Source organism: Halomonas salinarum, assembly GCF_012062845.1.
Classification (GTDB): Bacteria; Pseudomonadota; Gammaproteobacteria; order Pseudomonadales; family Halomonadaceae; genus Onishia; species Onishia salinarum.
Window position 1 is genome coordinate 16,859 of the sequence record NZ_WWNB01000022.1, and the last position, 24,413, is coordinate 41,271.

Below are 24,413 nucleotides of genomic sequence, written 5' to 3' on the forward strand. Positions count from 1 at the left end.
TAGATGTCGTTCAGCCGTGCCATCATCCGTGCCTCGCGGCCCAATTTCCTGGTACTCGCCCCCTTGTGCGTCCTGCTGGGCATTGCCATGGCCTGGCAGCAGCAAGGGGGAGTGCAGCGTCATGAGGTTGGCCTGGTGGTGCTCGGGGGCCTGTTGGCCCATGCAGGGGTGAACCTGCTCAACGAGTTCGACGATTTCCGCTCAGGCCTTGATCTGATCACCGCCCGCACGCCGTTCTCGGGTGGTAGCGGAGCGCTGCCGGCTGAGCCCGGTGCGGCGTCCCTGGTTTGGTGGTGGGCCATGGTCGCCTTGTTTGGGACGGTGATGATCGGGATTTACTTCCTGTGGCAAAGGGGCTGGCCGATCCTGATCATCGGTGTGGCCGGGCTGGCGCTGGTGATCGGCTATACCCGCTGGATTACCCGTCTTCCCTGGTGGTGCCTGCTGGCACCGGGGTTCGGCTTTGGGCCGTTGATGGTGCTGGGGGCCCTACTGGCACTGGGCGGTGTCGTGGATGCGACGGCGCTGGTGACGGCGACCATTGTCCTGCTGCTGGTCAGCGAACTGCTGTTGATCAACCAGTTGCCCGATGTGGAGGCGGACCGCCGAGTCGGGCGCCGCCATTTGCCTATCGTGCTGGGGCTCGGCGCGGGGGCCCGGTGGGTAGCGAGGTTGCTGGTGGGCGGCTATCTGTTGCTGGCGCTTGGCATCCTGATGAACTGGTTGCCCGGTAGCGCCTGGCTGGCGATGCTGCCGTTGCCTGCCGCCTTATGGGTGGCAAGGCGGTTGCCCGCAGCCCTGGACGACTCGGCGGCTCTGCCCAGGGTGCTGGGCGTCAATGTGGCGGCCCTGCTTGGCACCCTGGCATTGCTCGGGGTAGCACTAGGCCTGAGGTGAAAAGCGCGATCCCCTCACCGCCTGTTGGCGCCGCTCAGGAGGCGGGAGGGCACATGGCGAGGTAGTTCGCCGCCAGGGTCGGGACGGGCAGCCCATGCCGTCGGGCAGCCTCCATCAACGGCCCGAGGATGGCATCAATCTCGGTGGGTCGCTCCGCGAGTACGTCCTGCAACATCGAGGCGCGATTGTTGGCAGTGTTTTCCACCACGCCCCATACCCGAGCGGACCAGCCACTGACGGGCGAGGGAATGCTCTCGGCGGCCATGATCGCGGCGAGCTCCGCCACCAGTGCCTCGACCATTGGTCGGAAGGGACGATCCCTGAGCTGGCCGTTGCGGATCTTAAAGCGCGCCACCAGCGGATTGATGGCGGCATTGACCACAAGCTTGTGCCATAGCCTGACGCGGATGTCCTCGACCGCCTCACAGGGCAGCCCGGCCGCACTAAGGGTATCGGCCAGCGACACGGCAAGCGCCGGGTAGGCGCCGTCGAGGTGACCGATCACGGTGCGGCCGTGGCCGGCGTGGACGATGCCCTGATCCATGCCGCCAGCGGCGGTCGGCGTATCGTCCACGAAGGCGCCCTCGGTGGTGCTGGCACAGAGCACCGGCCCGGACCAGGTTCGGGTCAGAGTCTCCTGAACGTCGAAGCCGTTTTGCCACAGCACCAGTGGCGTGTCGGCCGGCAGTCGGCCGGCCAGCGCCGCGATGGCCGCCTCGGCGCCGTACGCCTTGGTGGTCAGATGGAGCGTCGTGGGCGGTGTCGTTGGCAGGCTCTCGAGGGTGGCACCCGCCAGGTCGCGAGTCACGTGTTCGCCTTCGGGTGTGGTCAGGGTCAGACGCAGCGGCGGCTGGCGCCGACCGATCAGGGTCACCGGCACCGAACCCGCCAGTCGCATGGCCAAGAGTCGCCCTACGGCACCCGGGCCGAGGATCCAGTGACCTTGTGCTGGCCGGTCTTGCTGGTGGGCGTGGCGCTGGTGAGAGGTGTTTTGCGTTGTCGGGCTCATGCGTCGTCCGTCTTCTTGCCGCATCGCGTCGAACGACCTGTCTTGCTCGCGGCGCCAGTGCTGCCGGTCGGCTTGCTGGAGGTGCCTTGGGATGATGTGCCCTTGGTCGATGTGCGCTTGGCGGAGGCGCGCTTGGTCGTGGAGCCTTTGCTCGCGCCTTGCCCGCGTGGCTTGCGCCGCGACGTGGTCGCGCTCGGTGCGGCGGGGGCCACGTCGCGAGCGTTGCTCAAGGCCTGGCGCATACGCCCGGCATCGGCCGCGCCGAGCAGCCCGCGCAGGTCTTCGACCAGACCGGCGAGGAAAGGCGATGGGTCGCTTCCGGCCTCGGCGATATCGGTCAGGCGCTGTTCCCACAGGGCGGTTCGCTCGGCGCGGCTGACCGCTTCGGGCAGCGCGTTGATCAGTGCATGACCGGTCTGGGTGGCGCGCAGGGCCTGTTGCTTTCGCACCAGATAGCCGCGATCGAGCAGGGTCTCGATAATGCCGGCGCGCGTCGCCTCGGTGCCCAGGCCATCGGAGTCGCGCAGGGTGCGCTTGACCGCCGGGTCGTCCACGTAGCGGGCGATGTTCATCATCGCCTTGATCAGGCTGGCATCGTTGAAGGGCTCTGGGGGACGAGTCTCACGATCCTCGACGCCGACCTCCTGTACCCGGGCTGACTCGCCCTCCTTCAGCGGCGGCAGCGGCGGTGCCTCGTCGCGAGTGGTGAACAGCGGCTTCCAGCCCGGGGCGAGGATCTCCCGACCCTGGGCACGAAAGCGTTCCTTGAGGATAGTGAACTCGGCCTTGACCTCGCGGGTTTCGAGCGGCGGATAGAACTGCGCTAGCACGTTGCGGGCGATCAGCCGAAAGACGTTGGCCTCGGTCGCCGACAATCGCGAGAAGTCCGGCCGGGTACCGGTGGGCGAGAGGGCGTGGTGCGCGCTGACCTTGGCGTCGTTGAAGGCCTTGGAGCGCAGGGAGAAATCGGCGCCGGCGAGCCAGGGCCCCAGGGTGGCATCGCCCTGACAGGCGCTGGTCAGCGACTGCCGCGACGGGCCATGGTGCGCGGCGGGCAGGTAGCGGCAGTCCGAGCGCGGGTAGGTGATCAGCTTGTGGCGCTCGTAGAGGCTCTGGCAGGTATCGAGCACCGCCTTGGCCGAGAGCTTGTAGCGCCGCGCCGCGTCTACCTGCAGCGCCGACAGCGAATAAGGCAGTGGGGCGGCCTGGCGACTCTTCTTGGCTTTAAGCGAGGTGAGCTTGCCCTGGCTGTCGGGCAGACCCGCGGCCAGCGCCTCGGCGGGGGCCCGCTCGAGCAGGCGTCCCTGATCATCCAGCGGATGATGCTCGCCTGGTTGCCACCAGGCCCGCAGGCCGCCGTGTTCGACGGCCAGGTCGACCCACAGCACATGGAAGGGCCGCGGTGTGAAGGCGGCGATCTCGGCGTCGCGGCGAACCACCAGCCCCAGCACCGGCGTCTGCACCCGGCCCACCGACAGCACGCCATCGTGGCCCGCCTGGCGCCCGGTCAGGGTCCAGGCGCGGGTCAGGTTGATACCGTAAAGCCAGTCGGCTCGCGAACGGGTCTCGGCGGCCCGGAAGAGGGCCTGGAAGTCGGCGTTGTCGGCGAGTTGTCCGAGTGCCTTGACCACTGCCGGGCGGTTGAGGTCGTTGACCAGCAGCCGTGATACCGGTCCCCGCCATTTCAGATAGTCGAGTACCTCCTGGACCAGCAGTTGCCCTTCGCGGTCCGGGTCGCCAGCATGCACGACGCTATCGGCCTCCTTGAGCAGCCGGCGAACCACTGCGAGTTGGCCACGCGCCTTGGGCCGAGGCATCAGGCGCCAGGGATCGGGGAGGATCGGCAGGTGATCGAGGCGCCATTGCTTGAGGGCCGGGTCGTAGGCGTCCGGTGGCGCCTGTTCGAGCAAATGCCCCAGACACCAAGTCACCGTGGTGTCACCGACCGTCAGGGCGCCATCACTGCGCCGAGCCGAGCCGGGCAGGGCCTCGGCGATGGCGCGGGCAAGGCTGGGTTTCTCCGCGATGATCAGGCGCATAGGGGTCTCGTGAGCGTGGCGGATGGAGGTAATAGCGACCGTGTCGCACTGCCAGAGTAATGGACATTCTTCCAGTATCCAGTCTTGCCCGCTAGGTGTAACCTGACATGAAATGCGTACAAGGTTTGTATCATTATGCGTGAGCGTGGCAGAACACGACGTCTTCTTGGCCTCGGCGCCCGCACCGGGGGCGCGATGCTCAAGACGCGCCTAGGTGGCGAAACCGACTGGCGCTCGCTCGGCGAAGCGCTCTTTGAAGGCCTTTCCGAGCTCAAGGGCCCGGCGATGAAGCTTGCCCAGGTCGTGTCTCAGTGGGACGACCTGCTTCCTGCGGATCTGGCCGATGAGCTGGCTCGACTGCAGCGCCAGGCGGAACCGATGCCCTGGGAGAAGATTCGCACCACGCTTGAAGACGAATATGGTGATCTTAAGGCGACGTTTTCACAGATCGAGGAACGCCCCTTCGCCAGTGCCTCGATGGGCCAGGTGCATCGGGCGACCACGCATGACGGCCATACAGTCGTGCTCAAGATCCAGTATCCGGGGCTCGCTGATGTGCTGGAAAGTGACCTGGCCCAGGTACGCAGACTGATGCGGCTGGGCCGCTGGTTCAAGGTGCCCCAGGCGCGCCTGGATGCGCTCTTCGAGGAACTGGCCGAGAGTCTGCGGGGTGAGCTCGATTACCGGGCCGAGGCGGCGTCCCTGGCGCGCTACCGCACGCGCTATGCGGATAACGATGGCATTGTGATTCCGGCACCGATCGAGGCCCTTTGCACGTCCCGAGTGCTGGCCATGGACTACGTGACGGGCACGCCGTTACGCGAAATGGATCAGGTGGAGGATGCCCGGCGCCAGGCATTGGCGGTGCGTTTAGCCGATTGGATCACCGAAGAGCTCTTTACCTTCGGCGAGTTGCATGCCGACCCGCACGCCGGCAACTTCGCCGCAGACGACGAGGGTCGCCTGATCATTTACGACCTGGGGGCGGTGATCCCTGTGCCTGAGGCGCGGTTGCGGCAGATGCTTAAGCTACTCGATGCCACCCTCGAGGAGGATCCGATGGCCATGGATGCGGCACTACTGGCGATGGGCGGCCGCCAGGGCGAGGGGGCCCCGCTGAGCCTGTATCGCGATAGCGCCGCGGCCGTGGCCCCCTTGTTCGCACCAGGCGAACAGGACCTGGGCGACGTGCGGGTGCACCGGCGCTTGCGCGAGCTGAGTCCGCGGGTATGGGCGGCCATGGATCGCCTGCAGCCGCCAGCGGATACGCTACTGTTGTCGCGCACCCTTAACGGCCATTACTGGAATCTGGTGCGGCTTCAGGCTCGATTGAACATGGCCGAGCGAGCTCGCCCGCTGCTGGAGTGGGCGCGCCAAGGCTGATTCTATGTCTTGGCATGGAAAGACGCTCACCTCAGCGTCGTTCACCGCCTTTCATGCCCAGCGCTCGGCGTGCTTTCACCAGGGCGCGGTACCAATCCCGGTCGGGTTTGCCGACGATGGGTGGGCGCTGGCTCAGGTAGCTGACATTCGGCGTGTCCGTGCCGCCATGATTGGCATGGTAGTTGGACAGCATGTTCAGCGTGGCCTCCCGAGCCCCATATTGCTCGACCAGAAAATTGATGGCCGCGGGCTCAAGTTCGACGTGATAGTGGCGCACCAATGCCAGCGCCAGCTGTTCGGCGGGCCGTGACAGGTCGACCTCTATCTCCTTGACCATGGCCGCGCCCATCGCGGCCTTGAATGCCGCCGAGAAATTGGGTTCAAGCTGGCCGAAATCCGCCGCATTGGTGCTGTTGATGGCGCGCTGCACCGCCGGTCGCGACAGGTGGATATGGGGTTCCAGGGCGAGCGCGATTTCGACCGCCAGGCGCTTGGAGACCTCGACGCCGACGGACAAACGTCGCTCTCGGTCGATACCCTGGGGCGCACGGCGATACTGGTCGAATTCGTTGCTGCCCAGGTGTTTGTCTAGCCGCTTGCAGACCTTGGCCTTGGCTTCGTCATCGAGTTCGATGACATGCTCACGGATGCGCAGGCCCCGGCGCCCCGGCCCCAGTTGCAGGCGTGCCCCGGCGCTGTCCTTGGCATGGCTGATCTGTTCCCAGCGTTCGACCATCTTGAGTAACTGAGCATGCTGGCGGCCTACCTGCTCATAGGCTTCCGATACCCGTTTGAGCAGGCGTATGGCGTTGGCCAACATCTCGGCCTTGTGATCCAGGGCGCGACGGTGCTGGCTCTGACCGCTTCGTACCGCTTTGGCCAAGTGCTGAATCTCCTCGGCGAGCGCATCCATGGCGTTGCGCGAGCGGTCGACCAGCACCTCGGCGCGTAACCCGGACGCCGAATCTTCGACGAGCGTGCCTGACTGCTCGGCGAGATAGGCCGAGAGTGCCTTGAGGCGTGAATGGCCAGTGGCTTGGGTGATGCGGTAGCGAGCGCGGGCCTGCTCCAAGGCATCAAAGGCCTGAGCCAGTCTCCAGCGACCCTTGTACTCGAAGGTCAGCATGGGAATCTGGCGACCGCTGATCAGCTCGAAGGCCAGGATCAGCATCTCCTCGACATCCTGCAGCGTCATCAAGAGCTCATCGTCCTGCTCGATGGCTGCCAGCACGCGTTCAATGAAATTCTCATCGCGTGAGACCCCGATCTTCAGCGTTGGCGCCTGGCCGGTGAAACGGTCGCGTAATAGGTCGGTGGCCTCGGGGACCAGCGAGGCAAGTTCCTGGAACTGTGGCTCCAGCGTGTCACCATAGAGCGCCACCATGTCGCGGATGCGCGCATGCATGCCGACTCGGCGATAGATGTCGATCTGGCTGATGATGCGGGCACTATCGCGATCATCCAGCAGCTCCAGGGCCGCCAATTCGACCCCCTCCGGTGAAAGGTCCTGCTTGCGCAGCAACATGGCGGCGGCCTCGCGACGCCGGGCATCGCCTTCAAGGCTCTCGACAATCAGATCGCGGGTAGTCAACAGCAGATCCGGCAAGGCTTTGATGACGCGTTCGATCTTGGCCGTCGTCTTCTCGGCGTGCCGTGCCCCGGTGAACTGATGTACCAGGTTGGCGATGATGCCAGTTGCCCCGGTGATCACGGTGTAGCTGATGAAGAAGATGTAGTTATCGGCGGTAGGCGCTCGACCGTAGCCGAGCAGATAGCCACCCCAGGCGCCGAGCAGCGTTACCGGGCCGGCGGTCCACAGGATCTGCAACAGGCTGACCGACCAGGGAACCTTCTCCACGGCACGCGTGATGCGCTCGATATCGTCTCGGCCCTCGCGCTCGAGGCGGACTCGAGATGTCTCGTGCGAGGTGTCCTTGCGACGTCGGCGAAAGGGAATGGGTACGAACACGGCAGCCCTCATGGGCATCAAACGGGGAGGTCTAGGCTAGTCGGCGGGCGGCACAGTAGCACCCCGCACTCAAGCGCAACAGCCCTTTCATGGGCATGCTAGAATCTTTCCCCGTTTATCGCTGAGTACCCCGCCACGTACCCCGCCACAATCAAGGTTATAGCCTTGATGGTGCGTTGCACGCGTGCTGGGATCATCTGTCGTAGGTGGCAGCGAGATGCAATACGAATAGCTATGCGAGTCAGGAGTCAAGAAATGTCATCGATCGTAGTGTTGGACGGCGGCATGGGCCAGGAACTCGTGCGTCGTGCTGGCGAGCCGCCCACCCCGCTTTGGTCCACCCACATACTCAGCGAGTACCCTGATGTGGTTCAGGGCTTGCATGAGGATTTTATCCGCGCGGGTTCTCGGGTGATTACGCTTGCGACGTATACCGCAACGCCGGAACGCCTGACCCGTGACGGTCAGCCATCGTCGCTTGAGATGCTGCACCGGCGGGCTCTCGAGCTTGCCCAGCAGGCCGTGACGGTCTGTGGTGAAGACGTCGCGATTGCCGGCTGTCTGCCGCCGCTGGTGGCCAGCTACCGTCCCGATCAGTCCCCGACAGGCGAGGCAGCACTGGCGAGCTATCGTCGCATCGTGGCGGCGGGTGAGGGCGTCGATCTGTGGCTCTGCGAGGCGATGGCCTCATTGGATGAGATGCGCACGGCGGCCACGGCCGCCTCGGAAACGGGGCTGCCGGTGTGGGTCGCTGTAACACTCGACGATGCGCATCCTGATCGGCTACGTAGCCAGGAGCCGTTGTCAGAAGCGGTAGCGCTTGCAGAGGCGCTCGGCGTGCAGGCATTGCTGATCAACTGCAGCAAACCCGAGACCATCGAAGCCAGTCTCGATGTCCTCATGGGGTTCTCCGGGATGACCGGTGCCTACCCCAATGGTTTCACCTCCATCGAAGGGCTGGCCCCCGGGGGGACCGTCAGCTCTCTCGAGGTCCGCCACGACCTGGATCCACAGGCCTTTACCGAAACAGCGACTCGCTGGGTCGAGGCTGGCATCGACATCATCGGTGGCTGCTGTGAAGTGGGGCCTTCGCATATCGCGCGTCTTGCCGACGTGCTTGGCGAGCACAGACATACGCTGGTGCGGCCTTGAGCCACGTGCTCACGCAGAGGGTGAGACGCGGTAGGAAAGGCGCGCCGGATCGACAATGATGAGGGGCCAGGGACGGCGTGATAGCATGCTGGCTCTCAGCGCGGGTCTATCCTGCGCAAAGCCTCGGTGAAGGGAGAAGACATGCTGGCGGTATGGGTAGAACAATTGCTGGGCTTCGCTTCCGGCGCACTGACGGCGATTCGCAACAACGAACATTACCCGTCCTTCATGGCCTGGGTGCGCGAAGATGGCCCGGCCCTGGTCGGCGGCAAGCTCTCCCTGGCCCAGGCGCTAGGCCCTGAACTCTGGTCGCAGACCCCGCTGGAGCGGCTGGATTTTGCCTGTGAACCCTTGGCGCGCCCGGAGCGCAACGAACCCTGCTGGTGCGACTCTGGGCTCAAGACCAAGCAGTGCTGTGGGGCCGTGAGCTTTCCCGGGCCGGTGCCGAGTCACCTGATGTGGATGTTGTCGCTTCGCGAATGGAAGGGCGACACCCTGAAGGCGGCGCTTGGCAGCGGTCGCGCGCCGGCCCAGGCATTGCTCGAGGCCGGATTGATTGCCGCCGAGGGTGGTCAGCGCGGTCGTGCGCAGCAGATTCTCGAGGCGCTGTTCAAGACGGCCGATTGGGAACGGCTGCCTGAGCAAGCCGAACCGGCATTTGAGTTACTGATCGATCTCTATCAGGAGCGGGGGTTCCACCACAAGCGCACCGCCCTGCTTGATGAAGTGCTCGATCGAGGCCCGCTCTTTCTTCGCGGCGTGGCACTTGAGCGATTATGCCTGATGTATCTCGACGATGATGACCTGGCAAGCGCCCGGGAAGCCTTTGTGCGGGCGCAGCAGGCGCTTCCTGATTCGCCGACCCTGGCCTATATCGAAGCCATGCTGCTGCTTCATGAAGGCAATGTGGAGGAAGCCGCCGAACGGGCGCGTTTCTGGTTCCGCCGCCTGTCGCGTCGAGGCGATCTGGATGCCGAACAGCTCGAGTTCCTGGGCGATCTGGCCGACAATCCCGGCGCCACTCTTGCCGAGCAGATGGTCAATTCCGAGGAAGACCTGGCTGACCCGCTGGCATCTCTTCAGGCGTTGCTGGAGTCGCTGCCGACGGCTCCGCTCCTCGAGTTCACGCGGACCAACGAGAACGGCCTCGAGTTTCATACCACGGCTCGTCAGGACACGCTGTTTGCGGCCTGGCAGCAGCACTTCCAAGTGCTGGTCGATGAAGAGGCTGCACTGGGATTCGTGGATGACCCCTGGCCCCATGCCAGCGAGTGGCTAGGTGAGCTGTGCGCGCATCCTGAGTGGCTCGACTCACCACAGGTCGTGCAGTCGCTGACCCTGGCGCTGACCAGCCGCTTTGGCAGCCTGCCCTGGATGGCGCCGAGCCTCTTCGAGCCGTTGGCGGTTCGCCTCGAGCGCTGGTTGACCCAGCTCGAGAGCGAAGGGGAGGGCGACTTCGAATGGGACGCCGCCGATAATGCGGTGCTTTTGCGCACCGGTCTTGCCCTGGTGGTGGGGATGGAGCGCGGTGCCCGTGAGCGGTCCCGTGAACTCGCCGAGCGGCTGCTGACGCTTGACGCTCAGGATTCTCTGGGGCTGCGTGAACTCGTGCTCGATCAGCTGCTGCGCGAGAATCGCAACAAACGGGCCCTCGAGGTCAGCCTGCAGGCAAACGAGACGCCGCCTTTGCTGGGTGTGCTGATGGGCCGGGTGCTGGCGCTTTATCGTCTCGAGCGCTTTGATGAGGCAAGCGAGGCGTTGAAGGAAGTGCGCGAGCTCAACCCCCACGTGCTGGCGATGCTCTGTGACCCTCAAGGGCGCGAAGTGCGAGGACGTCAGGCAGACGCCCCGGAGCCTGGCAGTCGCGCCGAGGCCTGGCAATATCGCACCTTGATGCGCGACCAATGGTCAAACACACAAGGGGCGCTGGAATGGCTCGAGGCACAGTGGCAGGGGAGCAAACCATGAGGCCAGCATCTTTTGGCTGGCCCTTGATTACCTGACTCTCTGAGTCACAGCGCCCTTGTCAGCAAGACGGGTGTATATTCGATCCTGCATCGGGCCGCGATTCCTATCGCGGCCCGATGCGCATCAGTGACCGCTGGGTACCGGCTGCGTGAACAGTGATGACCGACGGTAGATCCACAGGGCCAGCAGGATCGCCGGAAGGCCCAGGATCGATGCCACCACGAAGAAGGTCGGATAGCCCTCGGAGGTGACCACCATGCCGCCGAAGCCGCTCAGGAACTTGCCGGGCAGGGTCATCAGTGACGAGAAGAGTGCATATTGCGTGGCCGTGTAGGCCCGCGAGGTCAGGCTCGACAGGAAGGCAATGAAGACGGCGCTGGCCAGCCCATTGGCGAGATTGTCAGCCGTGATGGTGGTGACCAGCATCGCCAGACTGTCGCCTGCCAGGGCCAGCGAGGCGAACAGCAGGTTGGTCACGGCCGCCGCCACGGCGCCAAGGACCAATATTGGCCCGATGCCATAGCGCACCACCAGGAGCCCACCGAGAATCCCGCCGCCGATGCTCATCGCAATGCCGAAAACGTTGGTGACATTGGCAATGGTCGCCAGCGAGAAGCCCAGATCGATATAGAGGGGGTTGGCCATCGATGCCATCGCCAGATCGCTGATGCGAAAAACCCCGACGAACACCAAAAGCCACAGGGCCTGGCGCCCATGGCGCGCAAAGAAGTCGGTGAAGGGGCAGACCACTGCGCCGATAACCCAGGCACCCAGCCGGCGCAGGGCGCGGGGACGGCCACGGGTCATCCTCAGAAAAGCCCGTACCCGGGGCTCGTGGATCAGCTGAACGGAAAGTGACGACCTTTCTGGCTCCGGGCGAACCAGCACGGTCAGCATGCCGACACCGACCAGTGCGGCCATGGCGAGATAGGCCATCTGCCAGGACATCAGCGAGGCGACGTAAAGGGCCCCTGCACCGGCGGCGATCAGCCCTCCCCGGTAGCCGATGATATAGGTCGAGGCCATGGCGGCCTGCACGTCCTCGGGGGCGGATTCGATGCGAAAGGCGTCGATCGCGATGTCCTGAGTGGCGGAGCCAAACGCCACCAACAGAGCAAAAGCCGCCACCAGCACAAGATCATCCTTCGGGGCCAGGCTTGAAAGGCCCACGAGTCCCGCGGCGATCATCACCTGGGCCAGCAACATCCAGCCACGGCGCTGGCCGAGCCAGCGGGTCAACCCTGGCAGCGCCAGGCGATCGACCACCGGCGCCCAGAAGAACTTGATCGAATAGAGGATGCCGATCCAGGCGAAGAAGCCGATGGCTGCCACCTCGACACCATCGCTGCGCATCCAGGCCGACAGCGTAGAGAACACCAGCAGGAATGGCAGGCCGGCGGAAAACCCCAGGAACAGCATGGTGATGACCGGCGCGCGCAGGTAAACCGCCAAGGCGTCGCGCCAGCTACGGCGTGGGGATAACGAGGGCATCGAAACACTCCGGATCAGGGTGGGTCGTACACGCGGTCGGAGGTCGATGCTAGAATGAGCTCGAACCACGTCGTATGACGCTATGAAAAATCAAATACTTATCGTTGTCTATGGGCGGCGATATCATGCCGCTGGGCACGATATCTTTGTCCATGAGACCCAGGATGCCAGTGTGACGAGAGCGATGAGTCCGGCAAGTGTGACAAGTGCGCCAGTCGCTGCCAAGGATGCGTACAAGGAGAAGGGAGGCTTATGAGTGATGCCATCGAGGAGCAGGGGCCTGACGCCGATGCCGTTGCGCGCTGGTATGTGATCCAGTGCAAGGGAGGGGAGTCATTCCGTGCTGCCGAACACCTCGCCAATCAGGCGTTTGATGTTTTTCATCCCGTGCTCGAGGTGCAGAAGAAACGCCGCGGCAAGCTTACCTGGGTCGCCGAACCGCTGTTTCCCTATTACCTGTTCATTCGTCTGGACCGCATCGCCAGCAACTGGCGGCCGATCCGCTCGACCCGAGGCGTGCTTAAGTTGCTGACCTTCGGCGAAGAGCCGGTGGCAGTGGCTGACAGCCTGATTGAGATGCTGAGGCAGAATGCCAGCACGGCGCCAGACGACGAGACGGCTAACGTCTATTTTCGCGCCGGCGAGAGCGTTGAAATCACCGAGGGCCCCTTTCAGGATCTCAAGGCCGTCTTCGAATCCCAAAGAGGCGAGGAGCGTGCCATCGTGCTGCTCAACATGCTGCACAAGCAGCAGCGTCTGGAGATCCCCGTCGCCCAGCTACGTCGCCCCCAATAACCGCCGGGCGGCGTGATCCGTTTTCAAGGAGTATTCCTCATGCAAATTGCCCCTCACCGGGTCATCAGCCTGCATTATCGTCTTTTGGATGCCGCTGGCACGGTACTCGATGACTCCCGTGCCCGTGACACGCCTCTCGACTACCTGCACGGCCATGTCAATATCGTGCCCGGCCTCGAGCATGCCCTGGCAGGCCATGCCGCCGGCGACACCCTGACGGTGACCCTTGGCCCGGATGAGGCCTATGGCCAGCGCGACGAGGCCAAGGTCCAGAAGGTTGGCCGTGGTTCCTTCCCGGTGGCCGACCTGGCGCCGGGCATGCGCTTTCAGACCCCGGGCGAGGATGGGCCTCAGGTGGTTACCGTGCTTGACGTGGGCGCTACCCAGGTGACCGTCGATACCAACCACCCGCTGGCCGGTGAGACGCTCACCTATGACCTAGAGGTGCTATCGGTACGCGAGGCGACGCGAGCCGAACTCGCCAAGGGGCATCCGCTGCCAGAAGGCACCGATCATACCAAGGTCGAGGATCGCAAGGTGCTTTGACCCGCGGCTGTGCTCCACGAGCCTCAATACTCGAGAGTCAGGCGGGGGCTTGAGCGCGCGATAGCTGATGTAGATCAATCCTTGATGACGCTATATCAGAGCGCTGGTGGAAAGTTGATCCACGTCAACCCCCTGTCTGTCCCGGCTCGCTAGAGTGACACCATCACGTCGCGGCAGGAGAAGGGCCATGTACTGGGATGAAACAGTCGTTTTCGGACTGGGGACCGTTGGGCTGATGATCGTCTTCATGATCGGCTGGGTCGGTTTTGTGATTCGCGATCACCGGCGCAAGGACAAGCATCGGCACTGAAGCAAGGATTCCGGTAAGGGGATTCGGGCGCCGCGACATGAGTCGTCAGGGGAAGGAGGTATTGCCTCCAGTAGCCGGCCTTCGGGCCGGCTTTTTTGTGCCCGTACCTGATACATGCAGCTGATCCATGCAGCTGATCCATGCAGCTGATCCATGCAGCTGATCCATGCAACTGATCCATGCAGCTGATGCAGGCACGGGAAGGGGCACGCGTGCATGCTTGTTTTCCATCTTACGGCTGGCGCAGCATGACCGCATCATGCAGGCGGGCGAGGCGACCGAGTAATTGGTTACGCGGACCGGCCGACACGCCCTGTTCTATCAGGGCGGCGCGCAGGTGTTCGACCATGGCATTGAAATGCACCTCGGTGAGTCCCATGTGCTGATGCGCTCGAGCCATGGAAGGGCCTTGATAGTCGCAAGGGCCGTTACTGATGTCGCACAGCTGAGTGGCAAAAGTGACTTGGAAGTGATCGATGTCCGTATTGACGAAGAAGTGACGGATACGTTCGTCATCGGCAATCCGGTAGAGAAAGTCATTGACCACGTCGTCGATGACGGGCTTTCCGCCAAGCGCCGTATACAGCGTTGTGTCACCGCGGCGTACTTCAGCCTCAGTCCCTGCCTCCGCCGTGATAGCGCGCTCATGCCTTGCATCCACCTTGTGGGGAGAGGTAGCGTTGGCACAGCCGCCCAGCACTGAAAGCCCGATGGCAAGGGCCATAGACGAAGCGAACGATTTGAGCGTCACGGGGCAAGAGGTTTTGCGCAAGAAAGTGTGGCGTAAGGCGGCACCACGAGAAGCCCCAAGTGCGATGAGAGAAGATGTGGTCATAACGCCACCTGCAGCGAGAGATAGCCGCCTTGCTGGTCGGCAAGGCCGGCAATATCGCCAAGATCGAGCCAGGCACCGGTCAGTGAGACGTGCTTGTTGAAGAAATGCGCCACATAGACATCACGCCAGTGGCTTTCGGCGGCGACACTCAGATTATCCGGCTTCTGACGATACTCGACCCCGACGATCCAGCTGGGCGTGAGCATCAGTCCCAGCGACCCCTCCACGACCAGCGAGCGGCCTGATTGTTCATCGCCGCCGAAACCTAAGAGTCCCCCTTGATTGGCGCGCGTCGAACGCAGGGTCAGGTTGGTCAGCAGGTTGCGCCCCCCAATCGCCGCAAACCAGAGCTTGCTGGTGGCAAGATAGATGTCGGTGCCCTGCGTGTCCCTGGCGCCAAGGGCCTTGGCCAGGTCACCGTCGACCATACGCTTGCGCTGAACCCCGAGGCTCCAGGTGCCCCAGGTGTCATATAGCGGGTCACCGTAGAGGCGAAGCTTGGCGCCCAGGATGTCCTGCTCAAGGCGACCGCCAAGGGTGTCCAGATCAAGGCGCTGACGGGCGAGCGACACTTCCAGGCGGTTATGAAAGTTGCCCGCAACGCCGGCCATTGCCAAGGAATAGTCGTCGACCCGTGCCTGGGTGATGCTGGCCGTCGTTGAGACTTCGCCTTCACTTGCGGTACCGGCAAGCACCGCCCAGGGGGAGACTCCGCCACCGGCGGCGCCTTCAATCTGTGTCACACCGCCAGTGGCGAGCAGGCGACTGCCGGCTTGAGCCGTGGGGGCACTTAGCAATGCGGCAAGGACCAAAACGGCAAGGCTCGCCGGGATACAAGACAACGTTGAACGTTTGTGCTTTGCACGCTGCCGCTGGTTACCCGGCAAGCGTCGCGAGCGTACCTGAGTGCGGGATCGCCCCATCCTTGAGTTCCTTGTGTCTATGTCTGCTGAATACGGTACTGCTCGACCCAGGCCGAAACCTCGGCCGCTGGAAGAGGTCGGGCGATCAGATAGCCTTGGAGGTAGTGGCAGCCGAAGCCTTGCAACATGGCACGGCTTTCCTCGGTCTCGACGCCCTCGGCGACGACCTTGAGGCCAAGGTTCTTACCAAGCTCAATGGTCGAGCGCACGATGACCTCGTCATCAGGAGACGTATCCAGCCGCAGAATGAAGGACTTATCGATCTTGAGCTCCTGAACAGGCAGTCGCTTGAGCTGAGCCAGTGATGAATAGCCGGTACCGAAGTCGTCGATGGCCAGCGTCAATCCGGCCACGCGCAGTTCTTCCAGGTGCCGCGTGGCGAGTTCCGGGTCCTTGATGATCGCGCTTTCGGTGACTTCAAGCCCCAGCTGATCGGGTCCCAGATCATGTTGGACGAGACTCGTTTTAAGTCGGGTCGCCAGGGTCTCGTCCATGACATCGTCAGCAGACAGGTTGATGGCGACACGCAGGTCCAGCCCCTTGGACTGCCACTCCTGCAGTTGGGCGCATACGGTGTCGATCATCCAGGCACTGAGCAGGCGGATATTGCCGGACCGTTCGGCCAGTGCGATGAACTCGTCGGGTGGAACGAAGCCGAGCGTGGGATGCTGCCAGCGCATCAGCGCCTCGAACTGGACGATGGCGCCGTTCTGGGCCATGACCTTGGGCTGATAGACCATTGTCAGTTGGTCCTGCTCGACCGCGTTATGCAGGTCGCGGATCAGCGTCAGCTGGCGAAGATGTCGCTCGTCCTGACCCACGATATAGCGCTGATGGGCATGATGATGGCGGCGGGCAATATCCAGCGCCACATCAGAACGGCGAAGCAGCAGATGCGAGGTGTCGCCATCTTCAGGATAACGAACCTCGCCAAACGACAACCGCACAATGATCGGTGAACCATCCAGGTCGATCGGTTCCGATAGCGTCTGCTGAATGGTGTCGAGCCAGTCGATGGGGCAGGCGGGGGCATTCAGGCGCATCATGAATTCGTCACCCCCCATGCGATAGACCTGAGCGGCCGGTGAGGGTAACTGCAGCAAGCGTTGTGAAAGCGTGATCAACACTTGATCGCCAAGGGCGTAGCCGAAGGTGTCATTGATGCGTCGGAAGTCAGCGATCGCCAGGCGCAGTAGGGTGAATTCGCGAGCCTCGGCAATATCGCGCTGCACATCGTGCTGTGCGGAGGTGCGATTGGGCAGATCAGTCAAGGGATCATGCCGAGATTGATGCAGCAGGATCTCCTCGCGCTGCGCGATATCCTCTTGCATGGTCAGCAGCGTATCCGCCAGCACACGCATTTCACCGCCTTGATGGATGTCTAGATCCGTAATGCGCTCACCCTGGCCGATGCGTCTGGCGGCTTTGGCGAGTCGGCGAAGCGGTCGGCTGATGCTTCTCGCACTCAAGGCTGCGACCAGGGCCGTCAGGGTTAGCGTAGCGGCGAACAGGATCAGCAGTTGCCACTGAATATCACGATAAGGTGCCAGCAAGCTCTTGCGAGACGCCTGAATAAGGGCGAAGGCCTCATCTTCACTGGTGCGACGCAGCAAGCGAGCACGAGTCAAGTGGTCGGCATTGGCATCCAGGTCTTTGACATTGCCCATACTACCGAGGGTTGTCAGGAGTTGCGTGACTTCACCCGCTGGCAGGTCAGTACGAGAGGTGGCGACATAGCCGGCATTGGCTTGGTCCAGTGGGTGGCCAATGAAGGTGACAGGCAGCTGGGTGAGGTTGTCGATCTCTTGGGCAAGCTGGTCATCCAGGCGAAAGCCCATGCCTGCCCAGCCGATCAGGTTGGGAGCCCGCACCGGTAGCAGGACGAATTGATAGGGCACGCCGTCCTGAAGCACGACCTCGACGCTGCCCTGATTGTTCTGAGCTTCGCTCCATAACCCTTCGAACGGCAGTTGGCTGCCGGTTTCATGGTGGCTGCTGGCCAGCAGGCGTCCATTGGGGTCGGCAAGCAGCACCATATCCGCCTCGGCGCGGCTGCCATGGTTGATCAGCACCGATTCGAGTGTGGCGGTGTCCTGGGTCGCCACGGCGCTCTTGAAGCCAAAGTCATCGGTCAGGATATCGACAGTATCTCGCAGCCGCTGCCCGCGGGCATCAAGCACCTCGCGCAGTACACTCAGGCCGACATCCAGGTCACGCTCACCTGAGGCCATGATATCGGACCGGATCGCACTCAGGGTCGCCACGGCCGTGACTACCTGAGCGAGAATCACCACCGACAGCATGGTGATCAATAGTCGGGAACGAAAGCTCATGCTTGCCTCACTCGGTCATGGCGCGATTGAAACGCTGCTGCAATGATGATGGTTGGGAGGCAGGTTCGGGAGGGACTGTCAGCGTCAGGGAAACCGCTCGCTGATCGTCGGCGCTGATCGGGTCAGGGGCGTCCCACCATTGCTGATGGGATGCCTCCAGGCGAGTATGCCATACCCTCAAGCGGTGCTCGCCAGGCGGTAGTTGTTCAAGGTTCACCTTACCGTTCTGATCGGTGACTCCCCGGTACCCTGCGTTACTGATGACAATGAAGGCTTGCATGTCGTCGTGGATATTACACCCAATCACGGCCACGCCGGCTTTGTTGAAGTGGACGGGCGGCGGTGTTTCTTGCCGGTACAGGTTGAGATCGAAGACGCCGGTGGGCGAGAAGGAATAGACATGGTGACGGGAGGTATCGCGATTGGGAAAAGTGACGCGGGTGCCTACCGGTACGGCGCTGACATGTGGGTGGAAGGTCGCGTTGCGTTGAAATACCTCGACCGATGAGGTGGCGTCTGGCTGCGCGCCGTCAGCGACGCTGACCTCGACGACCGCATCAGCCAGGGGCGCGCCGGTTGCCGCATTGGTGACGGTAATGAGCGCGGCCTGGGCAACAAGACTGTTCAAGAGAGTAGAAGCCACTACTAGCGAACACAACAAAACATTAGCAAGGCGGGGCACTAGAGATCCTTATTTCGCGGGTTTCACGCGGGCAGCCAGAACATTGCATTACATGAACCATCGGCAATGAGCGGATCAGCGCGAGTGGCAACGTTTAGTAGCGCTATTGCACTAATACTGAGAACCATGGGGCATATCAAGGGGCTATCCACCAACGCTGTCGCCAGGTGCGCATGACCCGCTCGGGATACCACGTCTCGCCACGACTGCCATTGTAGCGGGCGAGAGCTCGGATCAGGTCGCCACCCTCTACCGCCAGGTAGTGAGCAAGAATGGTACACCCGTAGCGGAGGTTGAGAAGGGGATCAAATAAATCATCATCGGGTCGACCAAGGGCCTCGACCCAGAAAGGCATCACCTGCATCAGGCCTTGAGCGCCGGCGCTGGAGACGGCATTGGCCTGAAAGGCGCTTTCGACCTGGATGACAGCCATCACGATGCCAGGGGCAAGCCCTGCCAGTCGTGCCTCCTGCTGGATGGTGTCCAGCAGCAGGGCGCGACGTTCGGGGTCTTCTACGAAGCGGGATAGTGGTGCTGCCATGGCAGATCGCCACTGGCGATCTGCCCAGAAATCGATGGCAGCTCTTGGCGTATCGAGCACGCCTTCAAGGGTTTGGTGAAGGGGGGCTGAATAGCCCGAACCAGGCGAGGTTCGGGCCATGGCGTCAGTGGGTAGCAGCATCGCGCCAACGAGCATGATGCTCAGCATCACTGCCCGTCGCCTGATGCGTTGACGGTGAGGCTTAGCCGATGCGGGCACGCAGGAAATCGATAATGGTGTCGGCAGGTACCATGGTGGCCTCGTCATCGCGGCGTCCCTTGTATTCAAGCTCGCCCTTGTCGAGGCTGCGATCACCGATCACCAGGCGATGCGGAATGCCGATCAACTCCTGGTCGGCGAACTTGACCCCCGGGCGGATATCCCGGTCGTCGAGCAGCACGTCGATGCCTTGAGCCTTGAGCTCATGGTATAGGCGTTCGGCCGTTTCGCGAACGCGCTCGGACTTGTGCGCGTTCATCGGCACCATGGCGACCTCGAAGGGCGCCAGAGCATCCGGCCAGATGATGCCGGCATCGTCATGGTTCTGTTCGATAGCCGCGGCTACCACGCGCGTCACGCCGATACCGTAACAGCCCATCCAGGGGTTTACGGCGCGGCCATCGTCGCCCAGCACGGTGGCATTCATGGCCTCGGAGTACTTGGTACCCAGCTGGAACACATGACCGACTTCAATGCCACGCTTGATGGCCAATTCTCCCTGACCGTCCGGCGAGGGGTCGCCATCGACCACGTTGCGGATGTCGGCAACCTTGGGTAGCGCCAGGTCGCGTTCCCAGTTGATGCCGAAGTAGTGCTTGTCGTCGATGTTGGCGCCGGCGCCGAAGTCGCTCATCAGTGCCACGCTGCGATCAATGATCACCGGCATATCGAGATTGAGCGGGCCGAGCGAACCGGGGCCTGCACCGGCAACGGCGCGGATCTCATCTTCTGTCGCCATGGTAAGCGGTGTCTTGACCTCGGCCAGGTTCTCGGCCTTTACCTCGTTGAGCTCGTGATCGCCCCGTACCAGCAAGGCGATCAGGCCACCGGCTTCGGCCTGAACCATCAGTGTCTTGATGGTCTTCTCGATGGCAAGCCCATGTTTCTGGACCAGGGCCGCAATGGTCTTGGTCTCCGGAGTGTCCACCAAGCGTAGTTCTTCACTCGGCGCGGGCGCTTTGGCCTCGCTGCCAAGCGGCGCTGCCAGGGCCTCGGCCTTCTCGATGTTGGCCGCATAATCCGAGCCGGTGGAGAAGACGATGTCGTCTTCGCCGGAGTCGGCCAGCACGTGGAACTCGTGAGAGCCGGTACCACCAATGGAGCCGTTGTCGGCGATGACCGGACGGAAATCCAGCCCCAGGCGGGTAAAGATACGCACATAGGCGTCATACATTGCCTGGTAGGTCTCCTTGAGGGAGTCCTCATCGATATGGAAGGAGTACGCATCCTTCATGATGAACTCCCGCGAGCGCATCACACCGAAGCGCGGGCGGATCTCATCGCGAAACTTGGTCTGGATCTGGTAGAAGTTGGCCGGCAGCTGCTTGTAGCTTGCGATTTCCTTGCGTACCAGATCGGTAATCACTTCCTCATGGGTCGGCCCCACGCAGTAATCACGTTCGTGGCGATCCTTGATGCGCAGCAGTTCCGGGCCGTACTGATCCCAGCGTCCGGACTCCTGCCAGAGTTCAGCGGGCTGTACCGCCGGCATCAGCACTTCCTGGGCAGCGGAACGATCCATCTCTTCGCGGACCACTCGTTCGACCTTGCGCAGCGTGCGCAGGCCGATCGGCAGCCAGGTGTAGAGTCCCGAGGTCAGGCGGCGAATCATGCCCGCGCGCAGCATCAACTGATGGCTGATGACATCAGCGTCGGCGGGTGTTTCCTTGAGCGTGGAGAGCAACAGTTGGCTGGCGCGCATGGGTCCGGCGTATCCTTCGAGTCTTGAACGTCTGGGCACCGGCCGGCTTCGAGCCGGCGGGCAGGTATAGCCGCATTGTACGGTGAAGCCCGGGTGGCGGCAAAAGGCAGTCGCCCTTGTCGCTCAGCCTAGCGTGACGGTTTCAATAGCGGCGGCGGGTGGGCAGGACTGCAGGGCCCAGTCAGCATGGTTATTGACCTGGCCGGATTCGCGCAGGGCGTTGATGCGTGCAATATCAAGCCGAGCGAACTGCCAGCCTGGCGTGGCGTCTTTGGCCTTTGTCAGCACGCCATCGGCGGGGAATCCATGATCACAAGGCGTATAGATAGCGGCGCGCCCGATATTGATGTCCACGGCGGGTGACCATAGGGCCTCGCCTATGGTCGGGGCATGCAATACCGCGACCTGCTGTTCGATGGCACGTGCCTGGGAGGAAAGCTGAACCCGGTGATACCCAGCCTGAGTGTCGGTGCAGCTGGGCACCAGCAGCAACTCGGCACCGGCCTCGACCAGTCTGCGGGCGAGTAGCGGGAACTCGCTGTCATAACAAATCAGTACCCCCAGACGTCCGACTGGTGTGTCGAACACCTTGAGTCCTTCTCCCGGCGACACGCCCCACTGGTCATTCTCGAACCGGGTCATGATCATCTTGTCCTGATAGCTCATGGTACCGTCAGGACCGATCAGCCAGGCACGATTGACGAATCGCCCATCGTCGCACTGCCAGGGCATGGAAGGCGCAAGCAGGGTCACAGCGTGACTCTGTGCCAGCCCCTGCCACGTACTCAGTGCCGCCTCACGCAGGGGCTGCAGGCCATGCAGCTGGCTATCCAGGTCATCTCGCATCGCTTCGGGTAGCAGCGAGGTCAGTTCCATGCCGCCATATTCGGGAAACACCATCAGCTGAGCTCCACGGCTCGCCGCGTCATGTACCCAGCGCCCAGCCTTGGCGCGGAATTCGGCCAGGTCGTGAAAGGCATCGATGGGATACTGAGCACTGGCGACGTTTACCGTGGCGGAACCCGGGCTCATGCCGCTAGTTCCTTCACCCAGAACACCAGGGTCTTGTGCGTTTCCTCGGCCTCGTCGATGTCTTTCCAGGCGAAGGTGGTGGAAAGCGAGGGTATCCGCTGGTAGCCGCGGCCCTGCCAGAACTCATGCAGCGGGCGATAGTCGGCGGGCTGAAGCGGGTGGTTGGCCTCGCGTTCGACAGCGCAGAAGGCGACCGTGGTGAATCCCTGACGCAAGGCGTGGTCTTCGCGAGCCTCCATGAAGGCCTTGCCGATCCCGAGCCCGCGGTAGTCGGCAAGCAGCACCGATTCGCCATAGTAGAAGATGCTGTCGAGTGGGTAGTCAGCCTCAATGAAGGGCGCGCGGAACTCATCCATTTCGGCAGAAAGAGGCATGGCGGTGGCAGCACCGACGAGTGTTTCACCGTCGAAGGCCAGCACGAACAGACTCTGAGGGCACTCGGCATAGCGCGACAGGTACTCGGCTTCGTACTCGAAGTCGCCATCATAAAGATACGGGAAGTCACGGAAGACCCGTATGCGCAGCCGGGCCAAATCTTCAAGGTAGGGCGAGATGCTCTGCCCCTGGCAAGTAGTCAGGGTGATATCGTTCATGGAAGAAGTCGTCTCGTCGGCCGATGAGGATGATGCGACCCTAGCAGGCGCGTCACGGTTCGCCAAACGCAGTGTTGCATTTGGGTGGCGAAGTGATGATGTTTTTAGACGATAACAAGGGCAAGCGCTCGGGGCGATATTCCTCAAGCAGGGCCCACAGACGGGCCGCAGTTTCAGTGTCCGGCAAGCCCCGATAGTGGGAAGGGCGATAGCGCATCTGAAAAGCGCGAAGTGCGCCCCGAGTGGCCTCATCGATGATGCCGTTCGTTGTGATGGCAAACCCCCAGGCGGTGAGTGCTCTTTTCAGATGAGCTCTCGAGGGTGGGGAGGTCTCGAATCGCTGGCGATAGCAGGCCACGCGATCGACGTCCGGCCACGGACCGATACCTGCCTGGTGAAGCCGCTGCCAGGGAAAGGCTGGTCCTGGGTCGATCTTGCGGGTCGGAGCGATTTCGGCATGACTGACCACGGCGGTAGGGGTGATGCCGTGGCGGGATACGATGTCCTTGGCCAGGGCGATCAAGGTGGTGATCTGATCGTTGTGAAAGGGCGCCCACCCGAGAGGTTCGCCAGCCTCAAGGTCGGCAAAGCGGCCATTCGGGCCCGTATTGACGATTTCGATACCAATGGAGGTGTCATTGATATTCTCTCGTCCGTTCCAACTGCTGGCGCCCGCATGCCAGGCGCGTCGTGTCTCACTGACGAGCTGATAGACCGGCGCTAGGCCGCCGCCCTCTGGTTGGGGAATCAGGTAATGGCTGCTGACCCTTGGTCCGGTTAAGGCCCTGAGCGATTCGGCCTCACCGGCATCGGTGTAATGAATAACCAGATGACGCACGCGGCTTGAATGGGATGTCGCGGTGTGGCGATGATCGACGCTATAGCCGTCTCGCCGCTCCAATGCTTGACCCGCGCAGCCGCCAAGACTCAGCGCTAGTATCAGGATGACAACGAGTCTGCCCATGAGGAATTGGCCCAGCTCAGCGGAGGGAAGTATTGCCTGCGATTATGAGATGGCCTCAGCAGGCTCAGCGTCTTTCGTCACGACTGCACGCGAGGAAGGCCAGCAGGGTGGCAATCGATGCTGCGCCATCATGATAGTCTGCAGTGAAGTGGACAAGACGAGCACTGCGGCAACGTTTATCCCGAGATGTGTGGTCAGGCGATTGCATTGTTCTTAAGCGTATCGGTCCGGCTCACGGCACGGCTGAGGACTCGGTTACGGCCCGCTTCCTTGCAGGCGTAAAGGCCGGCATCGGCGGTGGCAATGATGTCGTCGAGGCTGACCGGTACACCCGAAGGCGTGATCGCGACGCCGATGCTGACGGTAACCACATCGGCGGTGTCCGAGGCCTGGTGCTCAATACCTACCGCCTGCAGCATTCCGCGCATGGCCTCGGCGAGGCGCATGGCCTCATCTTCGCCGGTATCGAGCAGTACCACCAGAAACTCCTCACCGCCCAGGCGTACCACGATATCGGTGTCGCGCCGGAAGGTATCCCGCAGCACGTTAGCAATTTCGACCAGACAGTCGTCGCCTGCCTGGTGACCGTAAAGATCGTTGTAATCCTTGAAGTGATCAACGTCGATCATCATCGCCGAAACGGCATGCATCCAGCGGCGGCTGAGAGGTAGGGCAATGTCGAGGCGCTGTTCGAGTAGGCGCCGATTGCCAAGGCCGGTGAGCGGGTCCTTGATCGCCTGCTCCTGTAGCTGTCGGTTGGTGTCGTGGAGAAGGTCGATTCGCTCGGCCAGGCGCTCCGTCAGTCTTCCCTTGATGATCGGGCTATTCGCCGTGCGCTCACCGTAAATCGGGGTAGCGACGTCATCCAGGTCTGCGATCAGTTGCTTGAGTGGACGACGATAGCATCGCTCAACCCACCACCAAGTGGTGACCGAAAAGAGACCGGCCACCAAGGGCAGGAATAGCAGGGTAGGCATGAGTGTCGGCTTGTCCTTGATCGGAAATGGGGACGATGTCGATGAGGGGGAAG

Annotated in this window: 21 protein-coding genes; 7 read left to right on the top strand and 14 right to left on the bottom strand. The window is 62.6% G+C overall.

The window, feature by feature from the left end; genetic code table 11:
* Positions 1–3 precede the first annotated feature (3 nt).
* Positions 4–897 (top strand): prenyltransferase, encoded by an 894-nt coding sequence (locus tag HF027_RS13570; RefSeq protein WP_168016537.1) that lies wholly within the window; start codon positions 4–6, stop codon positions 895–897.
* 34 nt (positions 898–931) lie between these two features.
* Here the strand turns inward: HF027_RS13570 and HF027_RS13575 are convergent, their stop codons facing one another.
* Both HF027_RS13575 and HF027_RS13580 read right to left on the bottom strand, forming a co-directional pair.
* Positions 932–1,906: a ketopantoate reductase family protein gene (locus tag HF027_RS13575; protein ID WP_168016539.1), complete on the bottom strand. Its 975-nt coding sequence runs from the start codon at positions 1,904–1,906 to the stop codon at positions 932–934.
* Positions 1,903–3,945, bottom strand: coding sequence for a DNA topoisomerase III (locus tag HF027_RS13580; RefSeq protein ID WP_168016541.1), 2,043 nt, complete (start codon positions 3,943–3,945; stop codon positions 1,903–1,905). Before HF027_RS13580 ends, HF027_RS13575 begins: the two co-directional genes overlap by 4 nt.
* A gap of 135 nt (positions 3,946–4,080) precedes the next feature.
* Between HF027_RS13580 and HF027_RS13585 the strand changes: the two genes are divergently transcribed.
* Positions 4,081–5,328, top strand: coding sequence for an ABC1 kinase family protein (locus HF027_RS13585; RefSeq protein WP_168016543.1), 1,248 nt, complete (start codon positions 4,081–4,083; stop codon positions 5,326–5,328).
* Positions 5,329–5,359: 31 nt separating this feature from the next.
* Here HF027_RS13585 and HF027_RS13590 read toward each other — a convergent pair whose 3' ends face one another.
* The gene (locus tag HF027_RS13590; protein WP_245184804.1) at positions 5,360–7,297 is read right to left on the bottom strand and encodes a hypothetical protein; all 1,938 of its coding nucleotides are present in this window, start codon (positions 7,295–7,297) and stop codon (positions 5,360–5,362) included.
* Between the two features lie 255 nt (positions 7,298–7,552).
* Between HF027_RS13590 and HF027_RS13595 the strand changes: the two genes are divergently transcribed.
* A complete protein-coding gene (locus HF027_RS13595; RefSeq protein WP_168016547.1) occupies positions 7,553–8,449 on the top strand; it encodes a homocysteine S-methyltransferase family protein in 897 nt (298 codons plus the stop codon).
* A gap of 141 nt (positions 8,450–8,590) precedes the next feature.
* Complete coding sequence (locus HF027_RS13600; RefSeq protein WP_168016549.1) at positions 8,591–10,417, top strand: SEC-C domain-containing protein; 1,827 nt, start codon at positions 8,591–8,593, stop codon at positions 10,415–10,417.
* A gap of 123 nt (positions 10,418–10,540) precedes the next feature.
* On the opposite strand, the gene HF027_RS13605 is transcribed toward HF027_RS13600, so the two are convergent.
* Positions 10,541–11,908 carry an AmpG family muropeptide MFS transporter gene (locus HF027_RS13605; protein ID WP_168016551.1) on the bottom strand — a complete coding sequence of 456 codons (1,368 nt, stop codon included), beginning with the start codon at positions 11,906–11,908 and terminating at the stop codon, positions 10,541–10,543.
* A 252-nt stretch (positions 11,909–12,160) separates the two neighbouring features.
* Here HF027_RS13605 and rfaH point away from each other — a divergent pair, with 252 nt between their 5' ends.
* The 3 genes from rfaH (at position 12,161) to ccoM (ending at position 13,559) form a co-directional block, all read left to right on the top strand.
* Complete coding sequence (rfaH, locus tag HF027_RS13610; protein ID WP_168016553.1) at positions 12,161–12,703, top strand: transcription/translation regulatory transformer protein RfaH; 543 nt, start codon at positions 12,161–12,163, stop codon at positions 12,701–12,703.
* A gap of 39 nt (positions 12,704–12,742) precedes the next feature.
* Positions 12,743–13,249 carry an FKBP-type peptidyl-prolyl cis-trans isomerase gene (locus HF027_RS13615; protein WP_168016555.1) on the top strand — a complete coding sequence of 169 codons (507 nt, stop codon included), beginning with the start codon at positions 12,743–12,745 and terminating at the stop codon, positions 13,247–13,249.
* Positions 13,250–13,436: 187 nt separating this feature from the next.
* Positions 13,437–13,559: a cytochrome c oxidase subunit CcoM gene (gene ccoM, locus HF027_RS15775; protein WP_280730186.1), complete on the top strand. Its 123-nt coding sequence runs from the start codon at positions 13,437–13,439 to the stop codon at positions 13,557–13,559.
* Between the two features lie 232 nt (positions 13,560–13,791).
* Here the strand turns inward: ccoM and HF027_RS13620 are convergent, their stop codons facing one another.
* The 10 genes from HF027_RS13620 to HF027_RS13665 all read right to left on the bottom strand — a co-directional run bounded on the left by HF027_RS13620 (position 13,792) and on the right by HF027_RS13665 (position 24,360).
* The gene (locus HF027_RS13620) at positions 13,792–14,283 is read right to left on the bottom strand and encodes a group I truncated hemoglobin (RefSeq protein ID WP_168016557.1); all 492 of its coding nucleotides are present in this window, start codon (positions 14,281–14,283) and stop codon (positions 13,792–13,794) included.
* A 107-nt stretch (positions 14,284–14,390) separates the two neighbouring features.
* Positions 14,391–15,317, bottom strand: coding sequence for a DUF3034 family protein (locus HF027_RS13625; protein ID WP_168016559.1), 927 nt, complete (start codon positions 15,315–15,317; stop codon positions 14,391–14,393).
* A gap of 17 nt (positions 15,318–15,334) precedes the next feature.
* Positions 15,335–17,650 (bottom strand): bifunctional diguanylate cyclase/phosphodiesterase, encoded by a 2,316-nt coding sequence (locus HF027_RS13630; RefSeq protein WP_168016561.1) that lies wholly within the window; start codon positions 17,648–17,650, stop codon positions 15,335–15,337.
* A gap of 7 nt (positions 17,651–17,657) precedes the next feature.
* Complete coding sequence (locus tag HF027_RS13635; protein ID WP_245184818.1) at positions 17,658–18,278, bottom strand: cupredoxin domain-containing protein; 621 nt, start codon at positions 18,276–18,278, stop codon at positions 17,658–17,660.
* Positions 18,279–18,468: 190 nt separating this feature from the next.
* Positions 18,469–19,041: a transglycosylase SLT domain-containing protein gene (locus tag HF027_RS13640; RefSeq protein ID WP_245184829.1), complete on the bottom strand. Its 573-nt coding sequence runs from the start codon at positions 19,039–19,041 to the stop codon at positions 18,469–18,471.
* A 34-nt stretch (positions 19,042–19,075) separates the two neighbouring features.
* The gene (locus tag HF027_RS13645; RefSeq protein WP_168016565.1) at positions 19,076–20,794 is read right to left on the bottom strand and encodes a proline--tRNA ligase; all 1,719 of its coding nucleotides are present in this window, start codon (positions 20,792–20,794) and stop codon (positions 19,076–19,078) included.
* A 123-nt stretch (positions 20,795–20,917) separates the two neighbouring features.
* Positions 20,918–21,826: a carbon-nitrogen hydrolase family protein gene (locus tag HF027_RS13650; protein WP_168016567.1), complete on the bottom strand. Its 909-nt coding sequence runs from the start codon at positions 21,824–21,826 to the stop codon at positions 20,918–20,920.
* Positions 21,823–22,419: a GNAT family N-acetyltransferase gene (locus HF027_RS13655; protein ID WP_168016569.1), complete on the bottom strand. Its 597-nt coding sequence runs from the start codon at positions 22,417–22,419 to the stop codon at positions 21,823–21,825. The genes HF027_RS13650 and HF027_RS13655 overlap by 4 nt, the downstream gene beginning before the upstream one ends.
* A gap of 52 nt (positions 22,420–22,471) precedes the next feature.
* Positions 22,472–23,383: an N-acetylmuramoyl-L-alanine amidase gene (locus HF027_RS13660; RefSeq protein ID WP_168016571.1), complete on the bottom strand. Its 912-nt coding sequence runs from the start codon at positions 23,381–23,383 to the stop codon at positions 22,472–22,474.
* A gap of 194 nt (positions 23,384–23,577) precedes the next feature.
* Positions 23,578–24,360 (bottom strand): diguanylate cyclase, encoded by a 783-nt coding sequence (locus HF027_RS13665; protein ID WP_168016573.1) that lies wholly within the window; start codon positions 24,358–24,360, stop codon positions 23,578–23,580.
* Between the last annotated feature and the right edge of the window lie 53 nt (positions 24,361–24,413).